The sequence below is a fragment of the Gordonia araii NBRC 100433 genome, assembly GCF_000241265.1.
In the GTDB taxonomy this organism is placed as follows: domain Bacteria; phylum Actinomycetota; class Actinomycetes; order Mycobacteriales; family Mycobacteriaceae; genus Gordonia; species Gordonia araii.
In genome coordinates this window covers 125,492-148,085 of record NZ_BAEE01000021.1, presented here as the reverse complement: position 1 = coordinate 148,085, position 22,594 = coordinate 125,492, and the positions used below count along the sequence as shown (strand labels likewise).

Here is a 22,594-nt window from a genome sequence, read left to right as displayed (position 1 = left end):
CGCCTGCGACGACGATATTCTCCCGACTATTCGACGGTGACCGACTTCGCGAGGTTGCGCGGCTTGTCGACGTCGTAGCCGCGCTCGTCGGCGACAGTGGCGGCGAACACCTGCAACGGAATGGTCGAGACCAGGGGCTGAAGCAGCGTCGACGTGCGCGGGATCGGGATGAAGTGGTCGGCCACCGCGCGCGCGGCATCGTCCTCAGCTTCGGCGATCACGATCGTCTCGGCGCCGCGCGCCTGGATCTCGCGAATGTTGCTGACCATCTTCGAGTGCAGCACGGCGCGGCCTTCGCGCGACGGCATGACAACGAAGACCGGCAACCCGGCCTCGATGAGCGCGATCGGGCCGTGCTTGAGCTCGCCGGCGGCGAAACCCTCGGCGTGGATGTAGGCGAGCTCCTTGAGCTTGAGCGCCCCCTCCAGCGCCACCGGGTAGCCGACGTGGCGCCCCAGGAACAGCACCGTGTCGCGGTCGGCCAGCTGGCGCGCCAGCTCGCGGACCGGATCCATCGAGGCGAGCACCTCCTCGACCGCGGCTGCCGCCGCCGTCATCTCGTCGAACTCGCGGGTCACCTCGTCGGTGAACTTGGTGCCGCGTGCCTGCGCCAGGGCAAGACCGACCAGGTAGGCGGCGACGATCTGGGCGAGGAAGCACTTCGTGGACGCCACGCCGATCTCGGGGCCGGCGTGCGTGTAGAGCACCGCGTCGGATTCGCGCGGGATCTGCGCGCCGTTGGTGTTGCAGATCGCCAGTACCTTGGCATTCTGGTCCTTGGCGTGCCGCACCGCTTCCAGCGTGTCGGCCGTCTCGCCGGACTGGGAGATCGCAACGACGAGCGTCGACCGGTCGAGCACCGGGTCGCGGTAGCGGAACTCGCTGGCCAATTCGACCTCGACCGGCAGCCGGGTCCAGTGCTCGATGGCGTACTTGGAGAGCAATCCGGCGTGGTAGGCCGTGCCGCACGCGACGACGAAGACCTTGGTGACGTCGCGCAGGTCGTCGTCGGAGATGCGTTGCTCGTCGAGCACGATGTGGCCGTCGCGCAAGTGGCCCAGGAGGGTGTTCGTCAGCGCGTCTGGCTGCTCGGCGATCTCCTTGAGCATGAAGTAGTCGTAACCGCCCTTCTCGGCGGCGGCGAGGTCCCAGTCGATGTGGAACGGTTTGCCGGTGCGCGGATTGCCGTCGAAGTCGGTGATCTCGTACGAGGTCGCAGTGATGACCACGACCTCGTCCTGCCCGAGTTCTACGGCGTCGCGAGTGTGCTCGATGAACGCGGTGACGTCGGAACCGACGAACATCTCGCCGTCGCCGACGCCGACGACGAGCGGGGTGGAACGGCGTGCCGCGACGATCTGGTCCGGGTGGTCCGCGTGGGTGAACACCAGGGTGAAGGCACCGTCGAGGCGGCGCAGCACCGCGTAGGCGCTGGCGACGAAATCACCGGCGGTCGGCCCCGAATCGTAGGCGCGCTGCACGAGGTGGACGGCGGTCTCGGTGTCGGTGTCAGAGGCGAATTCGACACCCGTGGCCTCGAGTTCCGCGCGCAGCGGTGCGTAATTCTCGATGATGCCGTTGTGGACGACCGCGACCTTGCCGTCGGTGGAGACGTGCGGGTGCGCGTTGCGGTCGGTGGGCTTGCCATGGGTGGCCCAACGGGTGTGGCCCATCCCGGTCGTCCCGGTCAGCGTGTCGGCCCCGACCAGGGCGATCTGCTTGTCGAGGTTCTCCAGGCGACCGGCCTTCTTCTCCACGACGAGGCCGCCGTGGCCGTCGAGGACGGCGACGCCCGCGGAGTCGTATCCGCGGTATTCCATCCGACGCAGGGCGTCAACGACGATCGGCAGCGCCTGACGCTGGCCCACGTACCCGACAATTCCACACATAGCTATAAAGCGTACCTAGCCGCCGCGCAGCGCCCGAATCGACGAAAGAGCACCGGTCCGGCCAGCGCTCGGCGCGCCGCCGAACAGCTTCTCGATGTGGTCGCGGTCGTCGGCGTCCGGTTCGTCGGGGTCGACGGCGAGCACCGCTCCCAGCGTCGCTTCGGGATCGGTGAACGCCGCGTACTCGTCGTCGCCGTCGGCGGTCGCGATCAGAAATCCGGTCAACAGCGCGCGGACCGCCGAGTGGGTCGTCTTGTCGGCACCGTTGATGCCGACCAGCGAGCGCAACGACCGTCGCTGCAGCAATCCCCGTTCGGTCGCGCCGGGGACCGAGCGCAGCACCACCGGACCGGCCAGGGCGCGGGCGAGCGGCAACGGGTTCGCATCGACCGTGTCGAGTTCCGACCCGGCCGCCACGACCATCGCGGGTACGCGCACCGCGTCGGCGGCCGCGAAGGCCGTCGGTGTCGACGGCTTCGGGAAGATCGCCGCGAGACTCTCGACGCCGATCGGCTCGGTGCCGGCCAGCACGTCGGGTCCCAGTGCGAGCACCGCGGCCGAGGCACCGAAGCCGTGGCCCGCCACAGCGCATCGCCGCGGGTCGACGGTGATCGACTCGTCGAGACCGAGGCGCACCTTCGGCAGGTTGGCGACCGCGGTGCGCAGCCCGGCGGCCAGCTCGACGTCGGACGGCGTCAGCCCGCACTCGACGTCGGGCGCGGCGGCGACGATGCCGTGGCTGGCCAAGTGGAACAGCAGATCTCGGTAGCGTCCGCTGTCGGCCATCCAGGAGTGGCCGAAGGCCACCAGCGGCAGACCGGCGCCCGCTGCCGGCGTGAAGAGCTGACCGGGCACGCCGACGAATCCGAGGTCGCCGCGCAGCACCTTGTAGGGTCCGCGACGACTGAGCCGCGTCATCAGCTCGTCGGGCGGCGGGGCGGGTTTCTTCTTGCTGCCAAACACCATCCGAGCTTAGGCCCACCAGGCCGCGGGATGCAGCAGGCGCCGCGAAGACGAGCCCGCTACCTGATTCTCGACGCCCGCCGGCGATTCCGGGACGCCGGTCATCGCCTCGACGGTGTGCGTTCGTCCGACTCGTTCCACGGCGTCGATCTCCGCCACAGTCTCGGCGACCACTACCCGGATGTGCGCGGCGACGTCGATATCGGTCATCACCGGCCGCCGATCAGGACCAGCTCCCCGTCGAGCTTGCCGAGTGCCGCATCTATCCGCGCCGCCCCGGCACGAGCAGCGTCGACCGCGGGATCGACCGGATCGGCGACGACCGCACCCTCGCGCTCGTCGAAGACATCGGCGATGTCGTCGATCGCGTCACCGAGCGCGGCGGCGAGCTTGCCGCACACTGCCGTCAGACCGTCCAACGCGGCTTCGGCCGCCTCCAGGATGTGACCGAGGGCGTCGAGGTCGGCGCGCAGACGCTCCGGCAGCTCGGCCGCGATGCCCGTCGGCTCGTCACGCAGACCCAGGTCCTGCGCCCGCGCAGTCAGGCCGACGGCATCCGCCCATCGCTCGCCGAGACCGGTGTGCGCGGTGCGCAGCACTCCGACGTCGACCTCCAGCCCGGACAGGTCGACGCCGGCGACGCGCGCCGCGACCGTCATCGCCACCGTCCGCGGTCGAGCCGAACGATCCGTTGGGCCGCCGCGTCGTCGGCCTCGGCGATCTCACCGGACCGCGCCGTCAGCCCGCGTGCCGCCGCGCGCAGCTCCGTCGCGCGCTGTGCCAGCCGGGACGCGACCGACTCGACGGCCCGGTGGTAGCCCGTCGTTGATCCTTGCGTGCGCACGCTCCCGTACGCGCCCGAGCGCAGCAGCGCGACGTGCTCGTCGATCGAATCGGCGACGCGATGACAGTCCACCGCCAGACGCGCGGACTCCATCGAGTCGAGCCGAACCGATTCCAGCCGTGTCGCGTTTCCCCCGGACCCCATATCCCTTAGACGCAGCGCGGCGCCGAACGGTTCCCTCCGGTGCGCGGCCGGTTCCTCGAGGGCACTAGCCTCGATGTGTGGCCAACAAGATCCTTTCCTCGCTGGCGCGCGGTTCCCGGCAGTTCGCGACCCGCACCGCCTTGCAGCGCGCAATCACCCTGCACGACGTGACCGACGCGATCGCGCCGGTCACCCTGTCCGGCAAGACCGTTCTGGTGACCGGCGCCTCGTCGGGAATCGGCGAAGAAGCCGCACAGCAGCTCGCCGCCGAGGGCGCGACCGTCATCCTCGTCGCCCGCGGGGTCGCCGAACTCGACCGGGTGGCGCAGCAGATCACCACTGGCGGCGGCACCGCGTACACGGTCAGCGGCGACCTCTCGACGGAGAAAGGCGTCGGCGACGTGCTCGACGCCGTGCTCACCCGCTACGGCACCCCCGACATCGTGGTGAACAACGCCGGACGCTCGATCCGCCGCACGGTGGCCGATTCGACCCAGCGCCTGCACGACTTCCAGCGCACGATGGCGATCAACTACTTCGGCCCGGTCGGACTGACGCTCGGCGTGCTCGACGAATTCCTGCGCCGCGACAGCGGTCACTTCATCAACGTTTGCACCTGGGGCGTGACGAACGGGGCGATGCCGAAGTTCGCCGCCTACGGCGCGTCGAAGGCCGCATTGGCGACGTTCGGCCGGAGTCTCGCCGCCGAGCTCACCGACACCGGCGTGAAAGTGACCAACGTGTGCTTCCCTCTCGTCGCGACCCCGATGATCGCCCCGACCACCGAGTACGCGAAGGCACCCGCGCTGTCCTCGGAGGCGGCGGGTGAGTGGATCGTGCACGCCGCCAAGCACCGCCCGCTGGAGATCATGCCGCGTTATGCGAAGGCGCTGCGCGGGATCACCGCGATCTCCGCGTCATGGTCCGACGGAATCCTCGCGCGCGGATCGATCTGAGGGTCAGAAGCGAGCCGTCCAGCGGCCGCGAGCGCACACCATGGCCTTGCCCCGCGGCCCGCGCGCCGTCGTGTACTGCCCGGTGCATTTGCCTCCCGGCTTGCGCACCTGCGGGTCGACGCCGGTGACGCGAACCCAGCGGTAGCGGCCCGACCCCATGTGCGTGCAGACCGTCGTGCGGCCCTGCGCCGTGCGGATGCGGTTGGCCTGCGCGCGGCCGCACACGCGCCCGACGCCCGGCGTCGCGTTGCGCCGTGGGCGGGCGTTGTTGCGCTGACCCGGTCGCTTCGCCTTGGGTTTGCTCTTCGACTTCTTCCCCGGCTTCTTGGTTGCGGGACGATCCGCCGGCGTCGGGATCAGCGACAGCGGGTCGAAGACGGTCGATGCCGAATGCGCGGCGAGAGCGGGCCGACGGTCGGAACCGACGACGCCGGCCACCGTCACACCGGCAACGCCGACGCCGAGCACCACGGCAGCGGCAACCGCGGTCCGGGTCAGTGCCGAACCCTTGCGTCGTTTAGTCACACCAGTCACACGGGTAACAGTATTGTCCGGAGATGGCCTCTACCAGCGCCGATAGCGCGTTGAGTCCCAATCGCAACCGCCGCGAAACCATCGATGCGCCGGTGTGGTTCACTGATCCGATGATCGGAGATCCACTGCAGGTCAGGCCAGAACCGGTCGAGCCGCTGATCGCGGCAGGCACGATGTCCAAGCTGCACCGGACGGTGCGGATCGACGCGGTCCGCCCGAACGGACGGGTGAAGTTCGACGCCGTCGCCCGCTATCTGCAAGACGCCGGCCAGGACCATCTCGACGCGCTCGACTACACCGATATCCATCCGCACTGGGTTGCGCGGCGCACGGTCATCGACATGCACGGCGCCGGTGGATGGCCGGAACAGATCGCGATGCACCGGTGGGGATCCAAGATGGGATCGCGGTGGTGCAACGTGCGCGTCGACCTCGACGGCGACGCCGGGACCAGGATCGAGACCGAGGCCTTCTGGGTCAACTTCAACGCGGAGACCGCGACCCCTTCGCGCCTCGACGACCGGTTCGTCGAGATCTTCGGCGCGAGGGCCGAGCCAGGGCCGCTGCGCTGGAAAGCCCTGCTGGATCCGGAGCCCCACGCCGACGCCGAAGTCATTCCCTTCACGCTGCGGGCCTCCGACCTCGACATGATGGAACACGTGAACAACGCCGTGTACTGGTCGGCACTCGAAGAGGCACTCAGCCGACATGCGGACCTCCGCGACCGGATGCCCTTGCGGGGAATCATCGAATACAACTCGCCGCTCGTGCCTGCCGACGAACCGCGGCTGCTCGCGCGGCGCGAGGGCGACACGCTGTCGGCCTGGCTGATGGCCGGAGACCGCAACGCGGCGGCTCTCGCCGCTACGATCCCGCGGGTGCCCTGACCCGCGGTCCGCGGTGCCCCGTCGCGCCAGCCGCCCAGTAGCGGCAGGTCAGCGACCGGCCGCGGCGACCACGTCGGCGATGCGGGCCGCGATGCCGTGTGCGGCGTCTGCGGTGGGCGCCTCGACCATCACGCGCACCAACTGCTCGGTGCCCGACGGGCGCAGGAGCACGCGCCCCTCGCCGGCGAGTTCGGCCTCGGCGGTCTTGACGGCGTCGCGCACCGCGGTGGCCTGTGCGACGGAGTGCTTGTCGGAGACGCGGACGTTGATCAGCTCCTGCGGCAACACGGTCATGATCGACGCGAGTTCGGCGAGCGATTCCCGCGTGGCGGCGATCCGTTCCATCAGCAACAGGCCGGTGAGGATGCCGTCGCCTGTCGTTCCCGCGCCGGGGATCACGATATGGCCGGACTGCTCGCCGCCCAGCGAGTAGCCGCCGCTGCGCAGCTCTTCGAGCACGTAACGGTCGCCGACTGCGGTGGTCCGCAGTTCGATGCCCGCCTTCTCCATCGCCAGATGCAGGCCGAGGTTGCTCATCACCGTGGCGACGAGGACGTTGTCGGCGAGACCGCCGCGGTCGGCCATCGCGGTGGCCAGGATCGCCATGATCATGTCGCCGTCAACGAGGTCGCCCTTCGCGTCGACGGCCAAGCAGCGGTCCGCGTCCCCGTCGTGCGCCAGACCGAGATCGGCGCCGTGTTCGGCGACCGCGGCCTGCAGTTTGCCCATGTGCGTCGAACCGCACCCGTCGTTGATGTTGAGACCGTCGGGGGCGGCGAAAATCGGAATGACCGTAGCGCCGGCGGCCCGATACGCCTCCGGCCCCAGGTGCGATGCCGCGCCGTGTGCGCAGTCGACGACGACGGTCAAACCGGAAAGGTCGGTGGACAGCTGCGCGGCGAGGTGGTCGAGGTAGCGCTGCGCGGCGTCGGGAGCGTCGATGAGGCGGCCGATGCTCGATCCGGTCGGCCGCCGCATCTGCTCGACGGTTTCCATCGCCGCTTCGATCCGGTTCTCCAGGGCGTCGTCGAGCTTGTGCCCGCCGGCGCCGAAGATTTTGATGCCGTTGTCCGGCATGGGGTTGTGCGACGCGGAGATCATGACGCCGAAGGTAGCGTCGTAGTCCGCGGTCAGAAACGCGACCGCGGGCGTCGGCACAACGCCGACCCGGATCGCGTCGACGCCGTGCGCGGCGAGGCCGGCGCAGACCGCGGCCTCCAGGAATTCACCCGAGGCGCGCGGATCGCGGCCGACGACGGCGGTCGGGCGGGGTGCGGACGCACCGGATTCGGATCCCTGCGGACCCAAGACTTCCGCGGTGGCCGCGGCCAGGCGCAACGCGAGCTCTGCGGTGAGCTCGGCGTTGGCCCGGCCGCGGACGCCGTCGGTTCCGAACAGGCGAGGCTTCGCCCCGGCGCTGGGAGCGCCAGCGAGCGGGCCGAATCCCTCCTGCAGATCGGAGTCGGACACGCGGTTCAGCGCTTGCTGTACTGCGAGGCCTTGCGGGCCTTCTTCAGGCCGTACTTCTTGCGCTCGACGGCACGCGGGTCACGCGTGAGGAAGCCGGCCTTCTTCAGGGCCGGACGGTCCTCAGGGCTGACCTCGATCAGCGCACGCGCGATGGCCAGGCGCAGGGCACCGGCCTGACCGGAGGGGCCGCCGCCGCCCAGGCGGGCGTAGATGTCGAACGACTCGGTGCGGTCGACGGTCACCAGCGGCGACTTGACGAGCTGCTGGTGCACCTTGTTCGGGAAATAGGTCTCCAGGTCGCGACCACCGTTGAGGTGGAACTGGCCGGTGCCGGGCACCAGGCGCACGCGCACGACGGCCTCCTTGCGGCGGCCGACGGTCTGGATCGGGTGGTCGAGGACGACCGGAGCGCGCTCCACCGGCGAGGCGGCTGGGGCCTCGGACTCGGTGGTGTAGTCGTCGCTGGCGATCTCCACGGCGTCGGCGTCGTCGGTGTCCACGGCGTCGACCTCGATGTTCTCTTCAGTCACGTTCTCGTCGCTCACTGGGCCACCTGCTTGATCTCGAAGGGGACGGGGCTCTGGGCCGCGTGCGGATGGTTGGGGCCGGCGTAGACCTTGAGCTTGGAGCCCATGGCCCGACCGAGCTTGGTCTTGGGCAGCATGCCCTTGATGGCCTGCTCGACGACGCGCTCCGGCTTGGTTGCCAGCATGTCGCCGATCGACTGCGACTTGAGGCCACCGGGGTGCCCCGAGTGGCGGTACTTGATCTTGCCGGTGGCCTTGTTGCCGGTGATGGCGACCTTGTCGGCGTTGACGACGATGACGAAATCGCCGCCGTCGATGTGCGGGGCGTAGGTCGGCTTGTGCTTGCCGCGCAGGAGCGTCGCGCTCTGCACAGCGAGGCGGCCGAGCACCACGTCGGTGGCGTCGATGACGTGCCACGTGCGCGTGACGTCACCCGCCTTCGGGGTGTAGGTAGACACGGTTGATCCTCAACTCTTTGTCGTTGCTGCTGGTCGGGCGCGGCGGCGGAGTGTGCCTCGGCGACCAGTTGGGACCCGAGGACTCCGGTTATCGACGCACGCGCTGGGCGCACGACGATGCCGAAGCACCAGCGGACTAGCTTACGGGAGGGCCCTGAGCAGGGTCAAAACGGCGACGGCGGTCAGAACGGCCGACGCCGCCGTCGCGGCGCCGTTAGGCTCGGCGAACATGAGCGCACAGCGACAGTGGACCCTCGGGGCGGCCGACGGCGAACTGGTCCTCAAGACTGACAAGACCGGTCCCGCCGCCAAGACCGGGCACCGGTTGACGATCGGGTTCACCGACTGGACGGGCACCGTCACCGTCGACGACGACCGGGTGCCGCAGCGGGTTTCGCTGCGCGTCGTCGTCGATTCGCTGGAGGTGCGCAGCGGCGAGGGCGGTGTGACGCCGATGAGCGGCGCCGAGCGCGCGATGGCGCGGTCCAACGCGGTGAAGTCGCTGAAGGCGTCGAAGGCTCCCGAGATCGTTTTCGTCGGCAGTTCCGTCTCGCCGACCGACGGCGGCTACCGGGTCGCCGGCGATCTCACCATCGCGGGCACCTCCGTCCCGCACAGCGTCGACGTCGAGGTGGCCGAGACCGCTACCGCCTGGGATGTGAGCGCTCACACGACGGTCAGCCACAAAGCCGTCGGCCTCAAGCCGTATTCGCTGGCGATGGGTGCGCTGAAGGTCGCCGACGAGGTCGAGCTGGACTTCCGGGCTACTCTCCCGCGCCCGTAATCGCCGACCGTGCCCACATTTCCGCCCACCGTGCCCACATTTCCGCCCACCGTGCCCACATTTCTGCCCACCGTGCCCAGAATCCCGCCCACCGTGCCCACATTTCTGCCCACCGTGCCCAGAATCCCGCCGACCGTGCCCACCGCTAGGCGCGAATAACAGCAACCGCTCGCCGGCACGCCTGCTCCAGACGCGGCGAGCCGGCATCCTGACATCCGACGCTGACCTGGCGCTGCCCCTGCTCCGGCAGTCGAAGAACGCGGACGTACCAGCGGATCGGAGCCCCGGAGTCGGGTGTCTCGCGATAGGCCACGACCATCTGCCCCGCGAACATCGCGCGCTCGGCGAACTCGCTGACCGCATCGTCGCCGCGCTGCTTGATCCGCTCCCCCAGGCTCGCTGCCACCGATTCGATGGTCGCGTCAGCCCGTAGCGGGCTGACCGCCACGACGATCCGGCTGCCGGTTTCCGGTTCGACGAAAGCCGCGCGCGGCGCCGGCTCCCCGGCCAGGTCGGTGCGGCGCCAGTCGCCGGGGACGTCGATGCGCACTCCCCCGATGTCGACGAGCGCGGTCGTCGCCGCCGGTTTCGGCCATATCAGGACACCGCCGACGATCCCCACCGCGACCGTCACCACCGCGACGGCTGCCGGCCACCGTCTGACCCGCCGTCTACTGAAGGGCACGATGACCGGGCCGATGGGCGGCAACGGCCGGTGCGCTCCGAATCGGTTGAGCAGCGACCGGTCGACCGCCAGCAGCCGAACCGGGCCGACCACCGAGGCGACGCGGCGCATCGCAAAGCGAGAACAGTCGGACGGGGCGTCGATGACGACCAGGTCGATTCCCGACAACAGCGCGGCCAGTCCACCGACAACGTGGTCGACGGATCCACGCAGCAACGTCGTCACCGACTCGGCCCCGGCACCGGCGACCCGATGCACCGCCCACTCGCGCCCATCCGTCGCGACGACGAGCAATGCCCGCACACCGGCGTCGGCATGACTGCGCGCGATGGCCAGCGGCCGACTCACGACTGCCTCGCCACGTGAATGACCTCGCTGCCCGTGCGGGTCACGAACTCGCCGCGACCGGGAATCCGGCGGCTCATCCGCGTCTGACCGACGATGTATCCCTCGTCGCGGTCGCCGCTCATCAGCAGCGTGTCGGTGGACAGGTCGCGCAACCGGGCGATCACCGGGTCGAACAACGCCCGCGACACGCCGCCGGAACGGCGAGCCAAGATCACGTGAAAGCCGATGTCACGAGCACTGGGCAGTAGGTCGACGAGGACGAGGAGCGGGTTACCCGAACTGGTCGCGACCATGTCGTAGTCATCGACGAACAGGTACACGTCCGGCCCCGACCACCAATCCCGCGCGGCCAGTCGCTCGGGCGTGATGTCTTCGGGCGGCAGCCTGCCCTCCAGCAGCGTCGCCAGCTCCATCATCAGCGGCCCCGCCGAAGCCGCCGAACTCGCATAGCCCGCACGGTGCGAATCAGGCACCTGGCCGAGCATCGTGCGCCGATAGTCGACGACGACCAGCTTGGCCTCGTCCGGAGTCGCTCCCTCGACCAATCCCGACGCCAACGTCGCCAGCACACTGGTCTTGCCGTGCTCGACGTCGGCGAAGACCATCAGATGTGGCCGCGCCCTGAGGTCGAGCAGTACCGGGGCCAGGTCCTCTTCTCCGACGCCGATCGGCACGACTCCCGGCGGGAGGACGGCACCGGCCGACGCGAGTCGGAGGCGCAGTTCACCGAGGTCCAGGTCGGCGGGCAGTAGCGGCACCGGCGGGGCTGGTTGGCCGGGATGTTGTTCCGCGACCACCTCGACGAGTTCGCCCGCACCTCCGTCGGCGGTCAGCGCGGGCAGTGCGACGAGCAGATGGAGGCCCTCGGCGGTAATGCCCCGACCCGGCCGGTTGACCGGTACCGAGTCGGCACCCTGGCGGTCCATTTCCGAGTCGAGCGGATCGCCGAGGCGCAGCTCGACGCGCGAGCCGAGGAGGTCGCGAACCGACGGATGGATTTGTGCCCACCGGGTGCCCGTCACGACGACGTGCACACCGTAGGACAGTCCGCCGAGAGCGATTGACCCCAGCGCCGCCTCCAGTTCCTCGTACTCCTCGCGGAGCACCCCGATACCGTCGATGACCAGGAAGACGTCGCCGTGCGGATCGCTCGGATCCGTCCCGTGGGGTTCGCGGCGCGCGCGATAGTCGCGCATCGATTCGACGCCGAGGCGCGCGAAGATCTCCTCGCGCCGCGCCATGATCGCCCGGACCTCGGCGAGCGTCCGGCGGATCCGCTCGGGATCGGAACGGGTGGCGACCGATCCGACGTGCGGCAACCCGCCGAGTCCGGCCAGTCCGCCACCGCCGAAGTCGAGACAGTAGAACTGCACCTGCGCCGGGGCGTGCGTCAGTGCGGCGGCGGCGATGAGCGTGCGCACGGCCGTCGACTTGCCCGACTGAGGTCCGCCGACGATCGCCACGTTCCCCGCGGCACCGGAGAGATCGACGACGAGGAGCTCTCGACGCTGGTCGTACGGGCGGTCGACGATGCCGATCGGCAAGCGCAGCGCACCGGTGATTCCCGTCATCTCCGCGGGTAGCGGTTCGACGAGGTCGCCCAGGAGTGGTGCTTCGTCCAGCGGCGGCAGCCACACCTCGTGCGCGTACGAACCGTATCCGGCCATGCGGTCGACGAGGAGGTCCAGCAGGGATGGTCCGGAGCGTCGGGCGGTGGGCTCATCCGCGCGGGTGGGCACGGTCGGCGAGATTGTGGGCACGGTCGGCGGAATTGTGGGCACGGTCGGCGAGATTGTGGGCACGGTCGGCGAGATTGTGGGCACGGTCGGCGGAATGGCGGTGAAGTCAAGCACCCAGCCGTTCCGTCGGCGACCGACCCGGGCCGCCGACGCCGGATCGGCCACGGCGGCAGCCTCGTCGACCACCGGCCCCGAGACGTAACAGGTGTTGAACCGGCGCGGCGCGTCGGAGTCGCATTTGAGATACGCCGAGCCAGGCACGTTGGGCAGGTGGTACGCGTCGGGCACGCCCAGCACTGACCTCGATTCGTTCGCGGAGAACGTCTTCAGCCCGATCCGGTACGACAGGTGCGAATCGAGTCCGCGCAGCTTGCCCTCTTCCAGGCGCTGCGACGCCAGCAGCAGGTGAATGTGCAGCGAGCGGCCCAGCCGTCCGATCGCGACGAACAGCTCCGCGAAGTCCGGCTTCTGGGCGAGCAACTCGGAGAACTCGTCGACGACGACGAACAACGCCGGCAGCGGCGGCAATGCGGCGCCCGACTCACGCGCTTGCTCGTACTCGGTGACGTTGGCGAAGTTCCCCGCCGAGCGCAGCAGTTCCTGACGCCGGTTCAGTTCGCCGCGCAACGCATCGGCCATCCGGTCGACCAGCGCGAGTTCCTGCTCCAGGTTGGTGATGACGGCCGCGACGTGGCGGCTGCGTTCCAGCCCGAGGAACGTCGCACCGCCTTTGAAGTCGACGAGAACCAGGTTGAGTTCGTCGGGCGAGTGCGTGGCCATCAGGGCGAGCACCAGGGTCCGCAACAGTTCCGACTTCCCCGAGCCGGTGGCGCCGACGCACAGCCCGTGCGGCCCCATGCCGCCGTGGGCGCTCTCCTTGAGATCCAGTTCGACGGCACTGCCGTCGGGCGTATAGCCGATCGGCACGCGCAATCGCTCCCGTCCGACCCGACGCCGCCACCGGGTCGTCGGATCAAAATCCCGCGCGTCGTCGATGTCGAGAAGTTCGGCCAGCCCAGGGTCGGTCGCGGCGGCCGCGTCGTCCAGGTCGACGAGGGCCCGCAACTGCGTCGACGGCCGGTACGCGGCCAATCGTCGCGCACACGCCGCGGCCTGCCCGATGCTCAACTGATCGGCGACCGCGAACTCCTCGACGCCGAGTGCTGTACGGGCTGCCAGCGACGTGCCGACCAGCTCCAGCGACAGGCCGCGGCGACTGGCCACCCTCGCCAGGGCGCCGTCGAGAGCGCAGATCGCGACTCCGTCGATGCCCGCCTCCCCCGCGAGACGTTCGTCGCCGGTCACCCGTCCGCCGTCGAGCACGATCAGGACGTGCGGCAACGCGCTGGTCCCCGGCTCGCCGCGCGTGAAGCGCGTGCGCTGAGTCAGTTCGCCTGCGAGTTCGGTCTCGACCTCGTGCAGGGATTCGACCAGGAGCGGTGGCGCTCCTAGGTGCGCGTCGTCCTCTGGCCGGTCCGGCCGGGCGGCGTGCGGCAGCCACTTGATCCAATCCCAGTCGGTCCACCGATCGGGGTGAGCCGCGATCGCGATACGCACTTGGTCGGGCCCGTGCCACACCGCGAGCTGAACGAGCATGGCCCGCACCAGCGCACGTGCGGAATCGGCCGGACCGTCGACGGCGACGACCGGAAACCCGCGCATCGACACCGCGATCGGCAATCGGTGGACCGCGGCGTGGGCGCGCAGGAAGCGCCGTAACGCGACCATCGCGACGGGCTCCAGATCTTCCGGCGGCGCCATCTCCGCGGGGACGAGCCGGGTCGCGAGGCGCTGAGATCCGACGCCGACGCGCAGGTGGGCGAAGTCGGGATCGCTGTGCCGACGCTCCCACATGCGCCGCGATCCGACCATCCTGCTCAGGGCGGTCGGTGCCGGGTGGCTCCACCGCAGCGCGGCCGACTGCTCGTCGACGGTGCTGCTGACCTGCCCGCGCAGCTGCGCCAGGTAGCGGAAGTAGTCGCGCCGCTCGGCCCCGAGTTCGGCCGCCCGTTTGCCATTGCCCCGGCCACCGGTGGCGAACATGCCGAACATCGACATGAGCATCATCATCGGGAACATCAGGAAGAGCGGATTGGCCAAGACGGACCGGCCTCCGGTGACGAACATCAGCGCGATCATCCCGACGACGGCCACAACCATCAGCGCGGGCAGGGCCGCAGCCGCCAGCCCATTGGGCACGGGCCGCGAAACCTCCGGCGGTGCAACAAGATCCACGTCACCGCCGGGAGCCGGCGGCGGTGCGATACGAGCCTCGCGCACGAACGGACGCGTCGATACAGCCATCGATCCCCCCAGATCTCAGACGGCCGAGGTCGCGCTCCCCCGCGCGCCCCGGTCTGTCGGCACAGTAGCGCCCGGCCCCGCCCGGCGGTGGCGAATCGGCGAGCGCGATTTGCCGGTTTCCCCTCCGCACTCGTCGGCTCGCTGGTAAACCCGTCGGCCAAGGGGAGTTTCATCTGGGGGGATGATCCATGACCGCATGGGCACGTGTTTCCGTCGTCGGACCTGAGTCGAGCATCGACGTCGGTTTGCCGTCCGATCTTCCGATCACCGATTTTCTGGATGAGTTGGTGGACCGACTGGCCGGACCTCCGGACATCGCCGGGCCACCGTTCGAGTGGACGTTGAGCCCATTGGGCGGTGACGCCCTTGCGCCGCACCACACGCTGCGCGAGGCGGGTGTGGACGACGGGACCTGGCTGGTGCTGCGGGAAGGCCCGGCCGAGGAGCCCGCGGTGCTCGTCGACGACACACTCGACGCGCTCGCCGAGCTGGCCGATGCGCGTCACCGCTCGTGGTCACCGGAGACGGCGGGTATCGCTGCGGCGGCGACGGCGGCCTGCGCGACCGTCGTCGCTGCCGTCGGGCTGGCGGTCGCGCGGTTCTGCGCGACGCCGGGCGGCCAGCACGTCGCGACGGCCGTCGCGGTGCTCGGCGCCGTGGCCTTGCTCGCCGCCGCGTTGTTCGCCGGGCGCGCACGCGTGAGGAGCCCGATACCCACAGCGCTGTGCGTGATGTCGGCGACGCTGTCGGCCGCCGCGGGTTTCGTCGTCGTGCCGGGCGGCCCGGGCGCGGCGAACGCGCTGCTGGCAGCCGCGGCGGCGAGCACCTCGGCCGCGATCACGTTGCGCTACACCAGGATCGCACCGGTCGCCCACCTCGCCGCCATCACGGCCGGCTGCCTGGCCGCGGCGACAGCGGCAGTCTGCCTGGCGGGTATGAGCCGTGCCCCCGCGGCGGCGTTGATCGCCGTCGTCGCCCTGCTGGTGGTGCTCGCGGCACCACGGTTGACCGTCGTGCTCGCGAAGATCCCGCTGCCGCCGGTGCCGTCGCCCGGCGAGCCGTTCGAGCCGGTCGAGACGCCGCTGCTGCCCACGATCGACGCCGTCGACGCCATCTCGCTGAGCGCCCTGCCCGATCTCGACGCGCTGGTCGGTCGAGCCGAGCACGCCCGGCAATGCCTGGCGGGCCTGTGCCTGGGCGCCGCATCGGTCGCGGCGATCGCGGTGACGATCACGGGCATCGACCCGCCCGACTGGCGGTTCACGACCATCGGCATCGGGGTCGCACTCGCGCTGGTACTGCGGGGACGGTCCCACACCGACCTCGCGCAGGCCGCGGCGCTCGTCGGCAGCGGCGCGGCGGCGCTGCTCGGGTACCTGACCGCAACCATCGTCGGAGCGGTGACACTCGACGCCCCGTCACTTCCGCTGCCGACGGCGGCCGCCGCCCTTGCCGTCGCGGCGACCGCCCTGGCGATCGGTGGATGGGCGGCGGGGCGCACGTTCTCGCCGTTGCAACGCCGGGCCGCCGAACTTGCCGAGTACGGACTGCTCGTCGTGCTGCTTCCCTTGCTGCTGTGGGCGATGGAGGTCTACCGGATGATTCGGGAGGCATGGTGAGGCGGTCGTCCGCGCTGCTCCTCGCGGCCTGCTGGGCGGCGACGACGATGATGGGGACGGCTCCGGTCGGGGCCAATCCGTTCGGTCCCCCGGCCGTGGCTTTCGTCGCGCCGCCCGACGAGGCCGGACCGCCGGGGCGCGCGGAGCAGCGGACCCGCTGCGCCGTCCCGGTCGCGTCGTCGCGAGTCACCCCGGCGACGCGCGCGGTGCGCGCACTGCTCGACATCGACCGGCTGCACCGCATCAGCACCGGACGCGGGCAGACCGTCGCGATCATCGACACCGGCGTCACCCCGCATCCGCGGCTCCCGGCCGTGCGCGACGGCGGCGATTACGTCACCGCACGCGGCGGACGCGACGATTGCGACGCGCACGGCACCTTGGTCGCGGGGCTCATCGCCGCGCGGCCCGGCGGCGCCGACGGCTTCGTCGGGCTGGCCCCGGACGTCGCGCTCATCTCCATCCGCCAGTCCAGTGCGGCATTCTCGCCGGCACGCCGCGCCGACGACCGCACCGAGGCGACGGTCGGCAGCGGATACGGCTCGGTCGCGAGCCTGGCGGCAGCGGTGATGCGGGCGGTGCGACTCGGCGCCACCGTCGTCAACATCTCCGAGGTGGCCTGCTCGCCGTCGGCCGCTCGTTCGGCACTCGGCGACGCCGGGCTCGGGGCGGCCCTGCGCCACGCCGTCGACCGCAACGTCGTCGTGGTGGTCGCCGCCGGGAACGTCAGCGGCGAGGGCGGGTGCCGGGAGCAGAACCCGACGTCGAGTCGCGCGCAGCGGTGGTCAGCGGTGCGAACCGTGGCGACGCCGGCCTGGTTCTCCGACTACGTTCTCACCGTTGCCTCGGTGGATTCGACGACCGGGGCGCCGTCCCCGTTCAGTCTGGCGGGCCCGTGGGTGAGCATCGCGGCACCGGGTACCGACCTCACCAGCCTGGATTCCCGCCCCGGGCGATCTGGGCTGGTCAGCGGAATCAGCGGCTCCGACGGCGCGGTGCCCATCAGCGGCACGAGCTTCGCCGCGGCCTACGTCGCCGGGACGGTCGCTCTGGTGCGCGCCCGCCACCCCGAACTCGACGCCCACGCGGTCATGAAGCGGATCACCGCGACGGCGACCGGGCACGGCGACGTCCCGGATGCGCGCGTCGGACACGGCCTGATCGACCCGCTCGCGGCGCTGACCGCCGAAATCCCGGCGTCGGAGGGTGTCGCCGCGGTGCGGTTCCGCCCAGCCCCATCCGCGCCCGCGCGCAGCTCGATTCCGTCGATCGTCGCCGTCGGGGGCGCGATAGCGCTGGTCGTGGCGTTGGCCGTGATGTCGGGCTGCCTGCGATCACGACACCGGATCACACCGTTCGACGACGGGCTCTAGCCGACCTCGCAAACCCAGGACTCCGGGACAAACCCGACACCGAAAAGGTGCTGGGTTTGTCCCGGACTGCTGGGTTTGCTGTTACTTGGCGGTGCGCGCCGGGCGCAGTTCGCGAGGCAGGGCGAACGTCAGCGTCTCTTCGGCGGTGTTGATCGTCTCGACGGAGTCGTAGTCGTGCTCGGCGAGCAGGTCGAGCACGCCGCGGACCAGGACCTCGGGCACCGATGCCCCCGACGTCACGCCCACCGTCGACACGCCTTCGAGCCATGCCGGGTCGATCTCGCGGGCATAGTCGACCAGGTAGGCGTTCGATGCACCGTTCTGCAGCGCCACCTCGACCAGCCGAACCGAGTTCGACGAATTCTTCGAGCCGACGACGATCACGAGTTCGCAGTGCTTGGCCATCGCCTTGACCGCGACCTGGCGGTTCTGGGTGGCGTAGCAGATGTCGTCGCTGGGCGGGTCCTCCAGCTGCGGGAACTTCTCGCGCAGGCGCTTGACCGTCTCCATCGTCTCGTCGACCGAGAGTGTCGTCTGCGAGAGCCACACGACCGGGGCCCCGTCGCGGACCTGCACGTCGTCGACGTGATCGGGGCCGTCGACGATCTGGATGTGCTCGGGCGCCTCACCGGAGGTGCCCTCGACCTCCTCGTGACCTTCGTGGCCGATGAGCAGGATGTCGTAGTCGTCGCGGGCGAACCGCTTCGCCTCCTGATGCACCTTCGTGACCAGCGGACACGTCGCGTCGATGGTCCTCAGATTGCGCTGCTCGGCCGACGCATGGACGGCCGGGGACACCCCGTGGGCGGAGAAGACGACGATCGCCCCCTCGGGCACCTCGTCGGTTTCACCGACGAACACGGCACCGCGCTCGGAGAGCGTGTCGACGACGTGGCGGTTGTGCACGATCTCCTTCCGGACGTATACCGGGGCACCGTGCTTGTCGAGAGCACGTTCGACGGTCTCGACGGCCCGGTCGACGCCGGCGCAGTAGCCGCGCGGCTCGGCGAGCAGGACACGCTTGGAGGACATGGCTCCTAGGGTACGGACTCGAGCGCCCGGTGGCTAAACGTGCAGTTGGCCGATGTGGCAGAGTTGAGGTATGAAGCACGCTCCGTACACGGCGCGCCTGGCCGCCGGCCTGATCGTCACTGCCCTCGAAGAGACCCGCAAGCTGCCGACGCAGCTGGTCACGCTGCCGATGACCGCGGTCAGCAACGCCGTTCAGGCGGGCATGCGGTTCCAGCAGAATCTCGCCGAACTCGTCATCAAGGGCGACGCCGCGCTGGAGAACCTCTTCGACAAACCGGAGGAGCAGCCCGCATGGGCCGTCTTCGACGAGGACGAGGCCCCCGCGACCGCACCGGCGCTGCCCGCGGCTGAACCTCGCGGCGCCCCCGCTACCAAGGCTCCGGCGACCGCCGAACCGAAGCCGGCACCGGCCGAAGCCGAGGCAGCGGCGCCCGCCAAGAAAGCACCGGCCAAGAAGGCTCCGGCGAAAAAGGCGCCCGCCAAGAAGGCCGCGGCGAAGAAGGCTCCGGCGAAGAAGGCCGCACCCGCCAAGGCGCCGATCAAGGACGAGTCCGCGACCGACGCCTCGGCCGGCCGGTTCGCGCTCTACAGCTCGGTGCCGAACGTTCCGGAGACGATCGAATCGGCTCCGGCAAAGAAGAAGCCGTCGGGCCCGGTGCCCGAGGTCGCCGAATTCCTCGACTACGACAACCTGACGCTGGCCCAGCTGCGCGCCAAGATTCGAAGCGTCGATGTCGAGGACCTGCGGACCCTCGCCGATTACGAGCGCGACGCCCGCAACCGCACCCCGTTCCTGACGATGCTGGAGAACCGCATCGCCGCGAAGTCCGACCGCTAGCGCCTCCGCGGTGGCCTCCGCCAACTCCGCAGAAGAGCCGTGGCCGGTCCGCACGGTCAACGTCAAGATCGCGGAGTGGATCCACCGGCTCGGACAGATCTGGGTGGAGGGACAGATCACCCAGCTGTCCCGGCGGCCGGGCACCAGAACGGCCTTCATCACGCTGCGCGATCCGGCGGCGGACATGTCGCTGACGGTCACCTGCCCGCCGGAGGTCATCGACCGCTCGCCCGTGCCCCTCGTCGACGGCACCCGAGTCATCATGTGCGGCCGTCCGTCGTTCTACACCGGGCGCGGCACGATCTCATTGCGGGTCACCGAGATCCGGGCGGTCGGCATCGGCGAGCTGCTGGCCCGCATCGAGCGCCTCCGCCAGCTCTTGGCCGCCGAGGGCCTGTTCGACGCGCGCCGCAAGCGCCCACTGCCGTTTCTGCCGCGCGGCATCGGCCTGATCAGCGGTCGCGCCTCCGCGGCCAGCCATGACGTCGTCACCATCGCACGGTCCCGCTGGCCGACGGCGCGGATCACCGTCCGTGACGCCCCTGTGCAGGGTCCGTCGGCGGTTCCCCGCATCCTCGGCGAACTGAAGATCCTGGACGACGATCCCGACATCGACGTCATCATCATCGCCCGCGGCGGCGGGTCGACCGAAGACCTGCTGCCGTTCTCCGACGAGCAGTTGCTGCGGGCGGTGTCGGCCTGCACCACCCCGGTGATCAGCGCGATCGGACACGAGCCGGACAATCCGCTGCTCGATTTCGTCGCCGACCTGCGCGCTGCCACGCCGACCGACGCCGCCAAGCGCGTCGTGCCCGACGTCGCCGCCGAACTGGCGGGCATCGCGACGATGCGCCGCCGCAGCGCTGGAGCGTTGCGGAACTGGGTGCAGCGCGAACGCCACATCGTCGACGGTCTGCGCGCCCGTCCGGCGCTGGCCGATCCGTTACGGCTCGTCGACGCCCACGTCGGCGCGGTCGAGCGGCATCGCGCGGATCTGCGTCGCGACATCGCCCGGCTCGTCGAGAAGGAAGACCATCGGCACGAGCATCTCGCCGCCCGCCTGGCCACGCTGGGACCGGCGCAAACACTCGCCCGCGGCTATGCGATCGTGCAGAATCTCGACGACGGCTCCCGCGTCGCGCGCGAAGTGGCCGACCTGCCCGACGGTGCGCGGCTGCGGATCCGCGTCGCCGACGGCGCCGTCGGCGCGCGGGTCACCGAACAGGAACAGGAAGGTACGCCGTGAGCATCGATCCGTCGTCGTGGACCCCGGTCGCCGAGTTGGGCTACGAGCAGGCCCGCGACGAACTCGTCGAGGTGGTCGGCGCACTGGAGCAGGGCGGCCTCGACCTGGACACCTCCCTGAAGCTCTGGGAGCGGGGCGAAGCGCTGGCAACGCGCTGCGAAGAGCACCTCGACGGCGCGCGCGAGCGGATCGAAGCGGTTCTCAACCCCGACGACGAGGAATAGTCGCGCTAGCCGGCTATCGCCGACCCGACGGCAAGGGTTTCGCCTGCACGACGGCCCTGGCGAGCGTGGTGAAGTCGGCTTCGGACGCCTTGCCCGACAATCCGATCCGCACGTCGCCGAAATCGGCGACCCACACCTTGCGGGCGCCGTCGCTGGGGGCCAGGCGGTCCCCGGTCACGTACGTGACCCACTTGCGCCCTTCGATCTCGCGACTCCCGGTGCCGGCCAGCGGACCATCCTTGTCGACGTTCGGGTTCAGCGTCGGGAGCAGCGCCGACTCGGTTGCGCTGGTCTGCGACAACCCGAGGTAGTAGCCGGTGGGAGTGACCCACCCGACCGTGCTGACGCGGGATCCCGCCACGTCGCCGCTGGTCCCCGAATTGGGCTTCCAGTTCGACGGAAGGGCCGGCTGGCGGATCGGGAACGGCATCGACATGGCATCCGCGCGCAACGCCGCGCTCACGTCGAACGGCGGAATCCTGTCGTCGGCGGCGGTGCCGGTGAGCCCGACCGAACAGTTGCGCGAGGAGATCACCACCAGCGCGACGAGCACCAGCAACGCGAGCAGCGTCCAGATCATGTCCTTGCTGCTGTTCAGGATGCGCGGTTTGTCAGCCATGGCGCCAGTATCCCAGGTGAGGTGCACGGCGCCGTCGGGCGCCATGAAAAGATAGACATATCCACATTGCTCGACCCCACCTCGACGACGCTGTCGAGCCACGAGAGGCGCATCCATGTCCGGAACCCATGAAGCCCCCGACCGCAACCTGGCGATGGAACTGGTCCGCGTGACCGAGGCCGCCGCCCTGGCCGCCGGACGATGGGCGGGACGCGGCGACAAGAACGGCGGCGACGGTGCGGCCGTCGACGCGATGCGCGAACTCCTCTCCACGGTCTCCATGCGCGGTGTCGTCGTCATCGGTGAGGGCGAGAAGGACGAGGCTCCGATGCTCTACAACGGCGAGGAGGTCGGCGACGGCGACGGACCCGACTGCGACGTCGCGGTCGACCCGATCGACGGCACCACGCTGATGGCCGAGGGACGCCCCAACTCGATCGCGGTCATCGCCGTCTCCGAGCGCGGCACGATGTACGACCCGTCCGCGGTGTTCTACATGGACAAGATCTGCGTCGGCCCCGAGGGCAAGGGCCACATCGACATCACCAAGCCGGTCGAGTGGAACATCAAGTCCGTCGCCGGGGCGAAGGGCATCGAGGTCGCCGACCTGACCGTCGTCGTGTTGGACCGCCCGCGCCACGTGGACCTCATCGCTCAGATCCGCGCCGCCGGAGCCAAGGTCCGGCTCATCTCCGACGGCGACGTGGCCGGCGCGATCGCCGCGGCCGACGACACCAGCTCGGTCGACCTTCTGATGGGCGTCGGCGGCACCCCCGAGGGCATCATCACCGCGGTCGCCATGAAGTGCATGGGCGGTGAGATCCAGGGCAAGCTCTGGCCGCGCGACGACGAGGAGAAGGCCAAAGCCATCGCGGCCGGTCACGACCTGGACAAGGTGCTCACCACCGACATCCTCGTCCGCGGCGAGAACACCTTCTTCGCCGCCACCGGCGTCACCAACGGCGACATGCTGCGCGGCGTGTCCTACCGGGCCAACGGTGCGACGACCCGCTCGCTGGTGATGCGCTCGAAGTCGGGCACGATCCGCCGCATCGAGAGCTTCCACCGCACCTCAAAGCTGCGGGAGTACGCGCGCATCGACGTCTAGGCA

General features: G+C 70.1%; 22 protein-coding genes. 9 read left to right on the top strand and 13 right to left on the bottom strand.

All coding sequences use genetic code 11. From position 1 onward, the window contains the following. Positions 1 to 26 precede the first annotated feature (26 nt). From glmS to GOARA_RS03850, 5 genes are read right to left on the bottom strand one after another with little or no spacing between them, the layout of a single operon-like run. Positions 27 to 1,889, bottom strand: coding sequence for a glutamine--fructose-6-phosphate transaminase (isomerizing) (gene glmS / locus GOARA_RS03870; protein ID WP_007320985.1), 1,863 nt, complete (start codon positions 1,887 to 1,889; stop codon positions 27 to 29). A gap of 15 nt (positions 1,890 to 1,904) precedes the next feature. Next, complete coding sequence (locus GOARA_RS03865; RefSeq protein WP_007320984.1) at positions 1,905 to 2,855, bottom strand: dienelactone hydrolase family protein; 951 nt, start codon at positions 2,853 to 2,855, stop codon at positions 1,905 to 1,907. 6 nt (positions 2,856 to 2,861) lie between these two features. Next, entirely contained in the window at positions 2,862 to 3,062 is a 201-nt protein-coding gene (locus tag GOARA_RS03860) for a hypothetical protein (RefSeq protein ID WP_007320983.1), read from the bottom strand. Then, on the bottom strand, positions 3,062 to 3,511 hold the full coding sequence (locus tag GOARA_RS03855; RefSeq protein ID WP_007320982.1) for a hypothetical protein: 450 nt from the start codon (positions 3,509 to 3,511) through the stop codon (positions 3,062 to 3,064). The genes GOARA_RS03860 and GOARA_RS03855 overlap by 1 nt, the downstream gene beginning before the upstream one ends. Next, on the bottom strand, positions 3,508 to 3,789 hold the full coding sequence (locus GOARA_RS03850; RefSeq protein ID WP_138947519.1) for a hypothetical protein: 282 nt from the start codon (positions 3,787 to 3,789) through the stop codon (positions 3,508 to 3,510). Before GOARA_RS03850 ends, GOARA_RS03855 begins: the two co-directional genes overlap by 4 nt. 128 nt (positions 3,790 to 3,917) lie before the next feature. On the opposite strand from GOARA_RS03850, the gene GOARA_RS03845 reads away from it, so the two are divergent. Further along, entirely contained in the window at positions 3,918 to 4,796 is an 879-nt protein-coding gene (locus tag GOARA_RS03845) for an SDR family NAD(P)-dependent oxidoreductase (RefSeq protein ID WP_007320980.1), read from the top strand. A gap of 3 nt (positions 4,797 to 4,799) precedes the next feature. Here the strand turns inward: GOARA_RS03845 and GOARA_RS03840 are convergent, their stop codons facing one another. Next, the gene (locus GOARA_RS03840; RefSeq protein ID WP_007320979.1) at positions 4,800 to 5,330 is read right to left on the bottom strand and encodes a hypothetical protein; all 531 of its coding nucleotides are present in this window, start codon (positions 5,328 to 5,330) and stop codon (positions 4,800 to 4,802) included. 23 nt (positions 5,331 to 5,353) lie between these two features. Between GOARA_RS03840 and GOARA_RS03835 the strand changes: the two genes are divergently transcribed. Next, the gene (locus tag GOARA_RS03835; RefSeq protein WP_007320978.1) at positions 5,354 to 6,217 is read left to right on the top strand and encodes an acyl-[acyl-carrier-protein] thioesterase; all 864 of its coding nucleotides are present in this window, start codon (positions 5,354 to 5,356) and stop codon (positions 6,215 to 6,217) included. Between the two features lie 48 nt (positions 6,218 to 6,265). On the opposite strand, the gene glmM is transcribed toward GOARA_RS03835, so the two are convergent. The 3 genes from glmM to rplM are packed head-to-tail and all read right to left on the bottom strand — an operon-like array spanning position 6,266 to position 8,672. Then, positions 6,266 to 7,672 (bottom strand): phosphoglucosamine mutase, encoded by a 1,407-nt coding sequence (glmM, locus tag GOARA_RS03830; protein WP_050947149.1) that lies wholly within the window; start codon positions 7,670 to 7,672, stop codon positions 6,266 to 6,268. Between the two features lie 20 nt (positions 7,673 to 7,692). Further along, complete coding sequence (gene rpsI / locus GOARA_RS03825; protein WP_007320976.1) at positions 7,693 to 8,232, bottom strand: 30S ribosomal protein S9; 540 nt, start codon at positions 8,230 to 8,232, stop codon at positions 7,693 to 7,695. Further along, a complete protein-coding gene (gene rplM / locus GOARA_RS03820; RefSeq protein ID WP_007320975.1) occupies positions 8,229 to 8,672 on the bottom strand; it encodes a 50S ribosomal protein L13 in 444 nt (147 codons plus the stop codon). The genes rpsI and rplM overlap by 4 nt, the downstream gene beginning before the upstream one ends. A gap of 229 nt (positions 8,673 to 8,901) precedes the next feature. Here rplM and GOARA_RS03815 point away from each other — a divergent pair, with 229 nt between their 5' ends. Beyond that, a complete protein-coding gene (locus GOARA_RS03815) occupies positions 8,902 to 9,456 on the top strand; it encodes a YceI family protein (protein WP_007320974.1) in 555 nt (184 codons plus the stop codon). A 145-nt stretch (positions 9,457 to 9,601) separates the two neighbouring features. Here the strand turns inward: GOARA_RS03815 and GOARA_RS18825 are convergent, their stop codons facing one another. Both GOARA_RS18825 and GOARA_RS03805 read right to left on the bottom strand, forming a co-directional pair. Further along, a complete protein-coding gene (locus tag GOARA_RS18825; RefSeq protein WP_007320973.1) occupies positions 9,602 to 10,489 on the bottom strand; it encodes a type VII secretion-associated protein in 888 nt (295 codons plus the stop codon). Next, a complete protein-coding gene (locus GOARA_RS03805; RefSeq protein WP_007320972.1) occupies positions 10,486 to 14,532 on the bottom strand; it encodes a type VII secretion protein EccC in 4,047 nt (1,348 codons plus the stop codon). Before GOARA_RS03805 ends, GOARA_RS18825 begins: the two co-directional genes overlap by 4 nt. 188 nt (positions 14,533 to 14,720) lie before the next feature. On the opposite strand from GOARA_RS03805, the gene eccD reads away from it, so the two are divergent. Both eccD and mycP read left to right on the top strand, forming a co-directional pair. Continuing rightward, a complete protein-coding gene (gene eccD / locus GOARA_RS03800; RefSeq protein ID WP_040521628.1) occupies positions 14,721 to 16,151 on the top strand; it encodes a type VII secretion integral membrane protein EccD in 1,431 nt (476 codons plus the stop codon). After that, positions 16,145 to 17,524, top strand: coding sequence for a type VII secretion-associated serine protease mycosin (mycP, locus tag GOARA_RS03795; protein ID WP_040521626.1), 1,380 nt, complete (start codon positions 16,145 to 16,147; stop codon positions 17,522 to 17,524). The genes eccD and mycP overlap by 7 nt, the downstream gene beginning before the upstream one ends. Positions 17,525 to 17,605: 81 nt before the next feature. On the opposite strand, the gene GOARA_RS03790 is transcribed toward mycP, so the two are convergent. After that, positions 17,606 to 18,556, bottom strand: coding sequence for a 4-hydroxy-3-methylbut-2-enyl diphosphate reductase (locus tag GOARA_RS03790; RefSeq protein WP_007320969.1), 951 nt, complete (start codon positions 18,554 to 18,556; stop codon positions 17,606 to 17,608). A gap of 70 nt (positions 18,557 to 18,626) precedes the next feature. Here GOARA_RS03790 and GOARA_RS03785 point away from each other — a divergent pair, with 70 nt between their 5' ends. From GOARA_RS03785 to GOARA_RS03775, 3 genes are read left to right on the top strand one after another with little or no spacing between them, the layout of a single operon-like run. Continuing rightward, the gene (locus GOARA_RS03785; protein ID WP_007320968.1) at positions 18,627 to 19,394 is read left to right on the top strand and encodes a lipid droplet-associated protein; all 768 of its coding nucleotides are present in this window, start codon (positions 18,627 to 18,629) and stop codon (positions 19,392 to 19,394) included. A gap of 10 nt (positions 19,395 to 19,404) precedes the next feature. Beyond that, a complete protein-coding gene (xseA, locus tag GOARA_RS03780) occupies positions 19,405 to 20,640 on the top strand; it encodes an exodeoxyribonuclease VII large subunit (protein ID WP_007320967.1) in 1,236 nt (411 codons plus the stop codon). Next, positions 20,637 to 20,864 carry an exodeoxyribonuclease VII small subunit gene (locus GOARA_RS03775; RefSeq protein ID WP_007320966.1) on the top strand — a complete coding sequence of 76 codons (228 nt, stop codon included), beginning with the start codon at positions 20,637 to 20,639 and terminating at the stop codon, positions 20,862 to 20,864. The genes xseA and GOARA_RS03775 overlap by 4 nt, the downstream gene beginning before the upstream one ends. 13 nt (positions 20,865 to 20,877) lie before the next feature. On the opposite strand, the gene GOARA_RS03770 is transcribed toward GOARA_RS03775, so the two are convergent. Further along, positions 20,878 to 21,483, bottom strand: a complete 606-nt coding sequence (locus GOARA_RS03770; RefSeq protein WP_040521670.1) for a DUF4245 domain-containing protein — start codon at positions 21,481 to 21,483, stop codon at positions 20,878 to 20,880. A 115-nt stretch (positions 21,484 to 21,598) separates the two neighbouring features. On the opposite strand from GOARA_RS03770, the gene glpX reads away from it, so the two are divergent. After that, positions 21,599 to 22,591: a class II fructose-bisphosphatase gene (glpX, locus tag GOARA_RS03765; protein WP_007320964.1), complete on the top strand. Its 993-nt coding sequence runs from the start codon at positions 21,599 to 21,601 to the stop codon at positions 22,589 to 22,591. Positions 22,592 to 22,594 lie beyond the last annotated feature (3 nt).